Source organism: Arenibacter palladensis (assembly GCF_900129275.1).
In the GTDB taxonomy this organism is placed as follows: domain Bacteria; phylum Bacteroidota; class Bacteroidia; order Flavobacteriales; family Flavobacteriaceae; genus Arenibacter; species Arenibacter palladensis.
This window is the reverse complement of sequence record NZ_FQUX01000001.1, coordinates 1,488,073-1,501,514: the sequence shown is the minus strand read 5'-3', so window position 1 is coordinate 1,501,514 and position 13,442 is coordinate 1,488,073. Positions and strand designations below refer to the sequence as shown.

Here is a 13,442-nt window from a genome sequence, read left to right as displayed (position 1 = left end):
ATGCAAAAGGAACAAGATTTTAATAATGGCATTCATTACCAGATGGATATTCAATACGTAATAAATTAAGGATTGAAAAAAAATGTCAGATTTAGATATAATAAATACAAACACATTGTGAATATGCATAATCAAGAATTATTCAAATCAAAAATCTTATACTTTACCATTGTTATTAGTTGTATTCCTGCTCTTTTGTTTTCATCACGTTTGGAAATAAATTTTAACGCGAATTGGAAATTTAAGCGAGGTGATAACCCAACATATAAAAATGTAGTAATTGATGACACGGATTGGAGGATTGTTTCCGTTCCGCATGACTGGTCTTTTGAAGAAGGAATATCTAAAAGTGGAACTCAAGGTCAATCTGGCGGATACCATGATGGTGGGATAGGATGGTATAGAAAAACCTTTGAAATGGAAGCCAATTCCAAAGAAAAGGCAATTTATATAGAATTTGACGGGGTTTACATGAACAGTGAAGTGTGGTTTAATGGCCATTATCTCGGGAAGCGTCCCTACGGATATATAAGTTTCCGTTATGAAATCTCAAAGTATGTAAAAGAAGGTCAAAATACGCTAGCGGTTAGGGTTGACAACTCTAAGGAGCCATCTGCACGTTGGTATCATCCATGCGGTATTTATGCCCCGGTCAGAATGATTGTAACGAACAAACTGCACTTTGCTCCAAATAGTGTAGCCGTAAGAACTCCCAAAATAACCAAAGACTCGGCAGTAGTTAATATAGATTTCAAATTACTGAATCTAGCCGATAAATGGCCTGACACTTATACGACTTTGGCCGTTATCTCACCGGATGGCAAAGAATTACTGACTTTGAATAAAGAAATCAACAGCTCGGAACCTTACGTCAATGTATTCTTTTCGGTAAAGCAACCGGAGTTGTGGGATCTGGAATCACCGAAACTGTATACCTTAATAACCCGTATCAAAAACGGTGAAGTAGTCTTGGATGAAATACATACTAAATTTGGTATTAGAGAAATAGATTGGAAAACTGAAACCGGATTTTATCTAAACGGAAAAAACATCAAATTAAAGGGTGTTAGCGAGCATTACGAAGGTGGCCCTGTTGGCGGGGCCTGGACCAAACCACTGCTTCGTTGGAAAATAAATTTACTAAAAAATATGGGCATTAATGCCATTCGGGTTACCGTTAAACCATTCCCGCCCATGTTTTATGAGCTGTGCAACGAGATGGGGATTCTACTCATTGATGAAATCTTTGACGGTTGGAGTAAAAAAGCACTCTATGATTATGGACAACAAGCATTTGATGAATGGTGGGAGCGCGATGTTGAAGAATGGGTCACACGAGATCGAAACCATCCAAGCATTATCTTGTGGGGAGTTGGCAATGAAACAGACGGAGAGGTTGCTCCACGTTTAGTTGACCTTGTTCACAAACTCGACCCGTCAAGGATGGTCACATCCGGTACTGCAAATCCAGAAGATATGGACGTTATTGGCATTAATGGTGGCTCAGAGCGAAAAACTTTCTTTGAGACAGCAAATTTTAAAAAACCTTTTCTTTCTACAGAAGCCCCACATACATGGCAGACTCGTGGATATTATCGCACTCAATCTTGGTTTAGGGACGGATTTAATCCACGATACTACGAGTTGCCAAACCTTACAGAGAAGGAAATTTTCTTTGATCAATGGGCAGCTCCTTTAAAATGGAATAATCGCAAACAACATTTTAACTCATCATACGACAATGCTACCGTTAGAATATCGGCCAGGAAAAGTTGGGAACTTGCACGTGATCTTCCATGGTACAGTGGACAGTTCCGTTGGTCAGGATTTGATTATTACGGAGAAGCCGAACTAGCGCATGGAGGATGGCCATTTCGCTTGTTTATGGGCGGCATAATTGATGTTGCCGGTTTTGAAAAAGATCTTTTCTACTTTTATCAAAGCCAATGGACTGAGAAACCAATAGCGCACATCTTACCGCATTGGACACATCCCCATATGCCAAAAGGCACGTTGGTCCCAGTATGGGTGTACTCAAATGCTGACGAAGTAGAACTTTTTTTGAACGGTAGATCACTTGGAAAAGATAAACCAGGTACGGTTTGGAATGAAATGCAGTGCGAATGGCTAGTCCCCTATGAAGAAGGAAAGCTCGAAGCTATAGCTTACCAAGGCGGGCGCCAAGTAGCAAAAGATGAAATGGTCACAGCAGGAGCACCTTCTCAACTAAGAAATTCATACGAAAGGTTAATAGGAGAAGGAGGTTTTGAAGATTATTTCATTATTACTACCGAAGGTGTAGACAGTAATCACAATTTATATCCTTATGCCGAGAACAGGATATATTACCACTTTGATGATAGCATTCGATTGGTTTCACTAGAAAATGGAGATCCCGTAGACTCCGTGAACCAAGTAAAGTCCAAATATCGCAAAATGTTCATGGGTAAATCTCGAGCTTTTCTTCAATCAACAAATAAACCTGAAAACGCAATGGTCACTATGGCCGCAATTTTGGGTGACAAGTCCCTCTTTAAATCTAATAAAATTGCAATCGTTGCGGAACGAATTAACTTAAATGGTGAAAAAGTTGCCAATAGATTAAATATTAAGTATACCATTTCTGGAAAAGACCCAATAACGGAAGGACAAAACTACATCAAGCCTTTTGAGGTAACCGATAAAACTACGGTAAGGGCCGTAATTATTGAAAATGGCAAGGTATTATTATCTCTGACGGAAACTTTTGGGAAGGAAGAAGGTTTTTTCATTGGTGATGAAAAAACCGTAAATCCATGGAAAGGTCGGGGTTATGCACTTCAGGCTGAGGACGCTACATTTGATGGCGCAATTAAACAGACCATTGGCAAAGATTACAGAGGTGAAGGTTTTTTAGATTTTAATGGAAATGAAGGGTATGTAAAATGGTTTCAGGAAAATGATGGTGATGCGGAGGAATACATTCTAACGTTCAGATATGCTCATAATTTTGAAAACAGTAAATGCCCGATGACTTTAAAGGTCAACGATAAAATGATCAAAGTAATTGAATTTGAACCCACAGGTTCATTAAATGAAGTGTGGAATAGTATCACGGTAAAAGTACCTTTTCAGGTGGGTTCAAACTATATTGAACTAAAATCAACTGGTTCCAAATCACCAAATATTGACTTAGTAACGATAGAATAAGTAGTATCTAAAAGTAATATTCGCGATTAAAGTGGGCAATGGAAAGTCAGTATTTTCTTCAGTAGAATTATGCTAGGATTTAAGCATCGAACGAGTACCATCCTATTAAGACAAAGTCTATTAAACTATATGGAGAGTGAAGCCTTCGATCCAGTTTCGACTATAACTGCCAACCAGCTAGGAACTTTGAAATTGGAGTAATATCAACTCGCATTATGTAGAAAAGGTTAAATTATATACAAGAAGCTAAGTTTATCACATTATAATTATTAATTTAAGTACAATGGCCGCCAATATTGGTCCTGAGCGTTGGATTGGGATTTAAAAAAGTTTGGTTAACAGCATCGTATATAAAAACAAGGTTAGACCAAAACACTATACGACCATTGGTGATTTTTTTAAGCGGAACACCTATAAATTACTCCGATTTCAAAACTGCTTATTTACCAAATTAACGCAGTATTTTACATATATAATGCAAAATAGTCCATAGCTTTATATTATAATTCTTATTATTATTGGTCTTCTATTCAAAAAAATGAAAAAGCATGAAAAATAAAGCATATTTATTCCTATTGATAATGGGGGCACTTGTGCTTGTTAGTGCCGTTTGGATGATGCTAAAACCTTCGGATACCGTAGATTTTAGTGCCGATATAAAACCCATCTTAAACAAGAACTGTATTACCTGCCACGGTGGGGTTAAAAAAAGTGGTGGTTTTAGCCTATTATTCGAAGAGGAAGCCTTTGCCAACACCGAATCCGGAGAGCCCGCCATTATTCCCGGCAATGCTGCCAAAAGTCCTTTTATACAGCGCCTTACCGAGAGCGACCCGGAGCTGCGCATGCCCTATAAAAAGTCTAAACTTTCGGAGGAGGAAATAGAGCTGTTGACCAAGTGGGTAGACCAGGGAGCCAAATGGGGCAAACATTGGGCCTATACCTTACCAGAAAATGTAGACATTCCGGAAGCTACCCAATCGGCAGGTATATCTTCCGATGATTCCGGAGGGTTTATTAAAAATGATATAGACCACTTTATCCTAAGAACCTTAGAAAATAACGACTTGGAACCAAGTCCGCCAGCCGATTTAAACGTTTTGGCAAGAAGAGTGTCCATGGACCTCACTGGAATTCCACCGGACGATTCCTTATTTAATGATTTTATCACGGGCAAAATTACCTACGAAAATATGGTGGACGAGCTCTTGTCCCGTGATGCATACGGTGAAAAGTGGGCCAGTTGGTGGTTGGACCATGCGCGTTATGCGGACACCAAAGGCTATGAAAAAGATCTGGGTAGGACCATGTGGCAATATAGGGACTGGGTCATAAAATCCTTGAACCAGGATATGCCCTACGACCAGTTCACCATAGAGCAATTGGCCGGTGACCTTTTACCCGACCCTTCTGTCGATCAGTTGATAGCTACCGCTTTCCATAGAAATACGATGAACAATGACGAAGGAGGTACCGAGGATGAAGAATTTAGGGTTGCTTCCGTAATCGATAGGGTGAACACCACCTTTGAAGTATGGCAGAGCACCACCATTGGGTGCGTACAATGCCATAGCCACACCTACGACCCCTTTAAAAACAAAGAGTACTACAACCTCATGGCATTCTTTAACAATACCAGGGACGAAGACACCTCTGAGGACGAACCCAATTTAAGGTTTTACTCCGAGGAACAACAGGGGGAAGTGGACAAAATATACCAATGGATCTCCAAAAACGAGAATAAGGAGGTTGCCAAGGCCTATAACAATTTCCTACAATATTCGGAACCCATTTACCATGCCCATTTGGCCAAGAATTACACCAACGGAAATTTGGCGGACACAAAATGGCTGGCCTTAAGGGACAATGGCTCCTGCTACCTTCCAGATGTTTATACCCAAGGTGCCGATTATATGTACCTAAAGTATTCCTCTGGAATAGATGGCACCAAAGTAACCATTAGAAAAGACAATGCGGATGGAGAGATATTGGCCCAATTTATTACGAACAAAACCAAGGGCAGGGAAATACAAAAGATCCCTTTCCAAAAGACCAACGAGAAACTAAACCTCTATATTGAGGCCAATAACGACAAGATTTCTCCAAAAAGCCCAACCAGTTACATCTCATGGTTTGCATTTCTTCCAGAAATAAAGGCCAAGAAAAATTCTGGATATGCCCAAATTGATGACAGTTTTATGAAGCTGTTGAATACCAATACCCCTACACTGCCTATTATTATAGAAAACCCTGAATACCTAAAAAGAACCACCCAAGTTTTTGAACGGGGCAATTGGCTAATGAAAACAGACACCGTTGAACCTGCTACCCCACAAAGCCTCAATGCATGGAACGATGCCTGGCCAAAAAATAGACTGGGACTATCCAAATGGCTGGTCAGCAAGGAAAATCCGCTAACAGCTCGTACGTTGGTCAATAGGGTATGGCAGCAGATCTATGGCCGTGGTATTGTAGCCTCTTTGGAAGACATGGGATCACAATCCGACCCGCCTACCCACCCCGAATTATTGGACTGGCTGGCCTTAAGATTCATGAACGAACACAATTGGAGCATAAAAGCATTAATAAAGGATATGGTAATGAGTGGCACCTACAGGCAGAGTTCAAAAAACAATGCCAAACTATACAATTTGGATCCTGAAAACCGACTCTATGCCCGTGGCCCTAGAATTCGATTGAGCGCAGAACAAATTCGCGATCAGGCCCTGGCCGTATCCGGACTTTTAAGCACTAAAATGTACGGTCCAAGTGTTATGCCGCCACAACCAGATGGTATTTGGCAAACGGTATATAACGGTGGCAATTGGGTGGAAAGCCAAGGGGAAGATAAATACCGAAAGGCAGTATACACTTATTTAAAAAGAACCAGCCCCTACCCCTCCTTTCTCACTTTTGACGCAGGGAGTAGGGAAGTATCAACGGTACGTAGAACGGTGACCAATACCCCACTACAAGCCTTGGTTACCCTTAACGATCCCGTATATCTGGAAACTGCCTATCATTTGGCCAAAATTATGAGGCAGGGCAAGAATGTGGACTCGAGCATACGGACAGGATATAAAAAAGCTGTTTTGGCGGACATTAGCGAGGAAAAATTAAGCGCCTTAAAAGAATTGTACAACAGTTCCCTTTCCGATTTTCAAGAAAAACCAAAGAATATTAAGGAATTTATTCCATTTGAAACCGACACAGATGCCAATTTAGCAGCATTGACCGTAGTGGCCAATGCGATCATGAACTTGGATGAGTTTTTAACAAAATCGTAGTTATGAACAGTTTGGACCGATTAATAAAAGAAAAGTTACAACGGGAAATACAGGCCAAGACCCGCAGGCACTTCATTAAGGATTGTGTTGCGGGCATGGGCGGTTTGGCCCTAGGCTCATTTTTTATGTCCTGTAATTCCTTTTTGGGAAACAAGGACAACGCAAAGATCGCCTTAACCGAAAGGGACATCAACCCCTTGGCTTCCATGGCACCTCCTTTTCCTGCCAAGGTTAAATCCGTTATTTATTTGCATATGGCGGGCGCTCCTTCCCAACTGGAAATGTTCGACTATAAGCCTACCCTACATAAACTGAACAATCAGGCCTGTCCCCAATCCCTATTGGAAGGTAAAAAATTTGCATTCATCAGGGGAGTTCCAAAACTTTTGGGACCACAGGCGGAATTTAAGCAGCATGGGGAATCCGGTAATTGGGTCTCCAACTTTCTGCCGCACTTTTCCAAAGTCGTGGATGAAGTGGCTTTCCTTAAGGCTGTAAATACGGACCAATTCAATCACGGGCCCGCCCAATTGTTCATGCATACGGGAAGCCCTAGGTTGGGCAGACCTAGTATAGGCTCCTGGGTCACCTATGGCTTGGGGTCCGAAAATCAGAATTTGCCAGGATTTGTGGTACTTACCTCTGGAGGAAAAACACCGGACGCCGGAAAAAGTGTTTGGGGAAGCGGTTTTTTACCCTCGGTCTACCAAGGGGTCCAATGCAGATCCAAAGGAGATCCGGTACTATATATAGATGACCCTAAGGGCATCACCAGAAATCTTAAGAAAAGTACCATAGATGCTATAAACAACATCAACAAAAAAGAGTTTGACGAATATTCCGATCCCGAGATCCTGGCCAGGATCAATCAGTACGAAATGGCCTACCGTATGCAGACCGCAGTACCGGAGGTAATGAACATCAACAATGAACCGGAACATATCAAGGAAATGTATGGCGTACAACCCGGAAAGGAATCCTTTGCCAACAATTGTCTCTTGGCCAGAAAACTCGTTGAGGATGGGGTACGCTTTGTGCAATTGTTCGATTGGGGATGGGACAGTCACGGAACTGGTCACGATACGGCGGTAGATTTGGGCCTCAGGAATAAATGTACCGAAATAGACAGACCCATGTCCGCCCTTCTACTTGATCTTAAACAAAGGGGATTATTGGACGAGACCTTGGTAGTTTGGGGTGGCGAGTTCGGCCGTACCCCGATGCAGGAAAATAGGGAGGGTCAGGAAATGGCCTACAAGGGAAGGGACCACCACGGAGATGCCTTTACTATGTGGATGGCCGGAGGCGGCATAAAAAAAGGTGCCAGCTGGGGGCTCACGGATGAAATTGGGTTTTCTGCCTTGGAGGGCCAAGTCTCAGTACACGATGTTCACGCCACTATGATGCACCTTCTAGGTTTTGACCACGAACAATTTACTTTTGACTTTCAAGGAAGGCCTTTCCGTCTTACGGATGTAGAAGGGCATGTAATACACGAAATTCTGGCCTAAATCACAAATCAACCAAACCAATAAAATGCGATTATTTATCATACTTTTTGGATCCTTACTATTTTCCTATGGTCAAGATAAGGTTCTATTTTTTCAAACCGATTGGGGAAACCAATTGTCCTTGGATGCCTTTTGCGAACGGGCCAAGACCTCGGGATATGACGGAGTGGAATTATGGCTGCCCACGACATCCGATAAACAGGAAGCCTTAAAGGGCGCCTTGAAAAAACATGGCCTACTTTTAAATCTGTTACATGGCACCAATAAGGGATTGCCATTCAAGGAGAGTTTGGAACAGTACAAAAGTGTTCTGGAGACCTTAATGTTATGGAAACCGGTACTGATCAATAGTCAGACCGGCAGTGATTTTTTTACAATGGAAGAGAACAGGGCGTTCATTGATGCGGCCAATACCATAAGCGCCAAACACAACATTCCCGTTTATCACGAAACCCATAGGGGTCGTTTTAGTTACAATCTACCGGACACCAACAAATATTTGAACCTAATTCCTGATCTTAAACTTACGCTGGACATTAGCCATTGGATGGTAGTACATGAATCCCTCCTACAGGGCAAAGACGAATTGTTGGGGGAGGTCATAAAAAAATCCAACCATATCCACGCCCGTATCGGTTATGCCGAAGGACCTCAGGTAAATGACCCAAGGGCCCCTGAATGGACCAATGCCTTGGAGAGACATTTGGGCATATGGGAACAAGTAATCCGCAAAGGCTGGAAGGAAAATAATGGCGTTGTAACAGTGACTACAGAATTCGGGCCTGCAGATTATATGCCTACCCTGCCCTATACCCGTGTACCGGTTTCCGATCAATGGCAGGCCAATGTTTTTATGATGGAGTCCTTAAAGGAACGCCTAAAATTGAACAAATAATTTATGGAAGTTATTCAACAATTGATAGGGCGCTTACACCCCCTTGTAGTGCATTTACCAATAGGATTTATTATTGCCGCCCTATTATTGCAATGGTATGATAGAAAGAATAAGGAATGGTCCAAAATAATTGGACTCCTGTTTCAATGGGCATTTATTTTCGCCACCATAGCCTGTATAAGTGGCTATCTGCTTTATAAAGGCGAAGGATATTCCTTTGATACGGTAAAATTTCATTTATGGCTGGGCATTCTAACCGCCTTATTTTCTTTGTTGATGTACCTTCGATTGACAGCCTCTTCAAAAATCGAATTCATAAAGCGGGTACCAGTGGTCCTTTTGTCGTTCTCATTGCTATTTCTGATATCGTTCACCGGGCACCTTGGGGGAAACATTACACATGGATCGGATTACCTCATTGAACCTCTACCCAACAGTATAAAATCGCTATTGGGTGTTGGACCGGAAGTTTATGAACCCCCTACACTGCAAGAAGAAAATTGGGAAGAGGCCATACTTTATACAGACCTTGTGCAACCTATCCTCAATAATAGATGTGTAAGCTGCCACAATGAGAAAAAAGAAAAAGGGGAATTGCGTTTGGAGGAAGAAAATGGCATTCTTAAAGGCGGGGAGAGCGGACTTATAATAGAGCCGAATGATCCGGAAAAAAGCTCACTGTACGCAAGATTGATATTGCCGTTGGAACATGAAGACCACATGCCTCCAAAAGACAAGGATCAGCCCTCCAAGGAAGAATTGGATATTATAAAAATCTGGATAGCCAATGGCAATTCCTTCAACAAGAGCATTGGGGAAATAGGCTTAAAAAAAGAAGCAATTCAATCTTTCTTTCCAAAAGCAAAAGACGATACTTACCCGGATGTAGAAGTTGCCGAAATTTCACAGGATACTATTGCTGTTTTAAAGAAAAAGGGCTTTCACGTGGAACGGATAAGTGGGGAAAGCAATTTTATAAAAATCTCCTGTATCAATAAACCTTCCTTTTCAGACAAGGATTTTGATTTGCTATCCTCGGTTAAGAACCAAGTAGTTTACCTTGATCTAGGTGAAACCCAGATTACCGATGCCATATTTGAAAAAATAAGCACCTTGCCCCACCTAACGGTATTAAAATTGGACAATACTCCAATAACAGGAAAGAATATAGAAACCTTGGAAAAACTGGAGTATCTTAAAAACCTGAACCTGATGGGGACAAATTTTGAAGAGGCACATCTCCAAAAATTAAAAAAGTTCAAAAAATTACAGATAGTGTATCTGTTCAATACCCCTGTTAAAAAACCAGATCAAATAATCAACCCACAAGAAGGCGAATTGCATATAGATTACGGAGGTTACGACCTTCCTAAAATAGCCACGGATTCCATAGTTTATTAGTTTGGCCAACAACTTGCTACAATCAGCGTTAAAAGATTGATTTACATCGAAATACTGAAATAAGAACGTCCTTTCTACGTTAATACTAATAGATCCCAAATCTATTTAGTATGAAGCACTTCTACGCCATTATTTTCATGTCAATATTTGCGCTTTCCTGTACCAAGGAGGACGATAAGGAGGGCAACATTCCCGAAGAGGAAATAGACTTGACGGCCTGTTTTACGGTAAGCACGGATACCATAGCCCTTGGAGAAACTTTACAATTGACCAATTGTTCCGAAAATGCCGTTATTTTTTCCTATGATTTTGGCAATAATGAAATAAGCAACCAAGAAAGCCCTTCCGTAACCTATCAGCAGGGAGGCAGTTATACCATTACCCTTGTTGTCTACGATGACCAAAAACATAGTAAAACCTTTACCAAAACAATTTTTGTGGAAACCCCAGTCGAATCCTATTACAGGTTTCCAGAAATTCCCCTTGGATACAATGGGATACCAATAGAGATGGGCATTGACCCTGTGAACGGCAATATATTCTATCTGGAAAAAACCGAGGATCTTGTAAACCTGACCATGTCCAAATTCTACTACAAAGAAATTGGCATGGATCTTATACCAACCTCCAATTTTATAGCCGACCAACAATTCAACACTGAAAATGCCTATGTCAACTTTCTGGGCAACGGTAATAAGAACATCCATTTTTCCCGTACGCTTCCAGAATTATACGGGTCTCAGGAAATTACCCTCAATAACAATTGGGCCCTAACATCTACCTTAAGTTCTGCTACCAAATACCTTTATGGTTATTTGAAGGAGGATGTAAATTATATATTCTATGGAACGCAAAAAGACAACGGCACCTATAAAGCAGTTATTGAAAAAAGGAATGCGAATGGTGATGCCTTCGATGTACAGTTTAAAACTGTTGGATCCAATAATGCCGTGCTGACAGACATGATCAAGACAACCAATGGATATATAGCTTTTGGAGCCACCTTCAACAAGAATAATACCCTACCCTTCATTAGTAATTATAGCCCAATTCTGGTTTTTTTCGACACTAATTTGGCCGTAACAAAAACGGTAGTCCTCAGTAATTCCGTATTGGGAACGCATATAACCGAAGCCAACCTTTTAAATGGCTCCTATCACCTCATACAATTGTCCAACGGCAACCTGGCCACCTATGGAAATGGCGAGCTCAACGTAATGGATTCGGACGGAAACCAACTTAAAACCCACTATTTCAATGTGGACAATAAAATACAAGCAATGATCTCCTTGGGAGATACCTTTGTAATCTCAACTGGTGATGGCTATTTGCGCAAATTCGACCCAACCGGTACTGAAATAAAGAAATTACAGTACAAGGGAACCTTTATTCCTGAAATACTGGAAATAAACAATAGATTATTTTTTGTGGCCGGTTACCGAACTACCGATACTATACTTACCATAGGTGAACTGGCCGTCATAAAAATATTTTATGGCGCGGTGGACAAGGACCTAAATTTGGTACACTTGGAGACGATTTTCAATTAACAAGAATCAAAGTCAAAAAAACTAAAGCAACTAATCAGTTTACATTTTTATAAATGGCAGAAATAACCTAGTTTAGAAGACCATAAACCTCCCATATGGATTTGAGCAAAAAATTAGGATTATTCTTAGGCCCCATCTTTTTTTTTATTCTTTTAAACTTACCCCATACCCTGGTCTCCGAAAAAGGCGATGCCGTAATGGCCGTGGCAGTTTGGATGGTAGTCTGGTGGATAACCGAAGCCGTTTCCATTTCAGTGGCGGCCTTGCTGCCCCTTATATTGTTTCCCCTATTAAAAATCATGCCCATCAACGAGGTAGGTGCCAACTATGGTAGTCCCATCATTTTTCTGTTTTTTGGAGGCTTCGTAATGGCTTTGGCCCTGGAAAAAGTAAACTTGCACAAACGTATTGCCCTCAATATCATAAAAATTACGGGTACCACACCGAACAAGGTAGTCCTGGGGTTTATGATCGCTACGGCAGCTTTAAGCATGTGGATCAGCAATACGGCAAGTACCGTGGTTATGCTTCCTATTGCCATGTCCGTCATTGGGCTTTTAATAAACGACGCCGATGGCTTTACCAAGGACGATCGTAATTTTGCCCTCAATGTAATGTTGGGGATTGCATTCTCTGCAAACGCAGGAGGTATTGCTACGGTTATTGGCACCCCTCCAAATTCAATTTTAATTGGTTTACTGGAAAACGAATACAATATTGAAATCTCCTTTCTTAAATGGATGGTTATTGGATTACCATTTTCAATCATCCTGGTAACCATATGTTATCTTGTCCTTGTAAAATGGTTTTTTCCCAATAAGCAATTAAAATTTACAGGCTCCAAGGAGATTATTCAGGAAGAATTAAAAAAATTGGGACCTACGAGCCGTAAAGAAAAAATGGTGCTTACCATCTTTGGAATAACGGTCTTCCTATGGATTTTTAGAACACTGATCAACAGTATATTTCCGTCCCTGGGACTATCGGACACAATCATAAGCATGATAGCCGCGGTTTCCCTTTTTGCAATTCCATTTAACCTTAAAAAAGGTGATTTTATCATTGGTTGGAGCGATACCGAAAAATTGGCCTGGGGAATTTTGATATTATTCGGTGGTGGACTGGCCCTGGCAGAGGGCATGTCTACAAGCGGTATTGTAGATATGGTGGCAAATGCTATTTCCACTAGCGAAATAAGCATACTATTTACGGCATCCCTGCTAATTCTATTAATGCTTTTCATGACAGAATTAATGAGCAATGTAGCCTTGGTTGCAGTGCTTGCCCCAGTAGTTGCAGGTATAGCTATAGGTCTTGGGGTTCCTGTACTCTATTTATTGATTCCGGTAACTATAGCGAGTAGCTGCGCCTTTATGCTGCCCATGGCCACCCCTCCCAATGCCATAGTTTTTGCCAGTGGGTATATAAAGGTATATCAAATGGCACGGGTAGGAATTGTACTTAACCTTATCTCTGTGTTATTGCTGATCCTATTGTTTCAATTCGTAATCCCCATGATTTTCTGAGTCAGAGGTTACATTACACTAAAAGTAACGGAAAAGTCATAACAAAAGTAAAGCCTTTGCTACCACAAAGACTTTACACATGC

At 41.2% G+C, this 13,442-nt stretch carries 7 protein-coding genes; all 7 read left to right on the top strand.

Annotated elements, in window-relative coordinates; translation table 11 throughout:
* The first annotated feature begins 123 nt into the window (after positions 1 to 123).
* The 7 genes from BUA60_RS05925 (at position 124) to BUA60_RS05895 (ending at position 13,359) form a co-directional block, all read left to right on the top strand.
* Positions 124 to 3,189, top strand: a complete 3,066-nt coding sequence (locus BUA60_RS05925; RefSeq protein ID WP_072860749.1) for a glycoside hydrolase family 2 TIM barrel-domain containing protein — start codon at positions 124 to 126, stop codon at positions 3,187 to 3,189.
* Positions 3,190 to 3,737: 548 nt separating this feature from the next.
* Entirely contained in the window at positions 3,738 to 6,476 is a 2,739-nt protein-coding gene (locus BUA60_RS05920) for a DUF1553 domain-containing protein (RefSeq protein ID WP_072860748.1), read from the top strand.
* Positions 6,477 to 6,478: 2 nt separating this feature from the next.
* A complete protein-coding gene (locus tag BUA60_RS05915; RefSeq protein ID WP_072860747.1) occupies positions 6,479 to 7,987 on the top strand; it encodes a DUF1501 domain-containing protein in 1,509 nt (502 codons plus the stop codon).
* Positions 7,988 to 8,012: 25 nt separating this feature from the next.
* Positions 8,013 to 8,882 carry a sugar phosphate isomerase/epimerase family protein gene (locus BUA60_RS05910; protein ID WP_072860746.1) on the top strand — a complete coding sequence of 290 codons (870 nt, stop codon included), beginning with the start codon at positions 8,013 to 8,015 and terminating at the stop codon, positions 8,880 to 8,882.
* Positions 8,883 to 8,885: 3 nt separating this feature from the next.
* Complete coding sequence (locus BUA60_RS05905) at positions 8,886 to 10,283, top strand: c-type cytochrome domain-containing protein (protein WP_072860745.1); 1,398 nt, start codon at positions 8,886 to 8,888, stop codon at positions 10,281 to 10,283.
* Between the two features lie 110 nt (positions 10,284 to 10,393).
* Positions 10,394 to 11,833 carry a PKD domain-containing protein gene (locus BUA60_RS05900; protein ID WP_143153120.1) on the top strand — a complete coding sequence of 480 codons (1,440 nt, stop codon included), beginning with the start codon at positions 10,394 to 10,396 and terminating at the stop codon, positions 11,831 to 11,833.
* Positions 11,834 to 11,928: 95 nt separating this feature from the next.
* Positions 11,929 to 13,359, top strand: coding sequence for an SLC13 family permease (locus BUA60_RS05895; RefSeq protein ID WP_072860743.1), 1,431 nt, complete (start codon positions 11,929 to 11,931; stop codon positions 13,357 to 13,359).
* Positions 13,360 to 13,442: the final 83 nt, after the last annotated feature.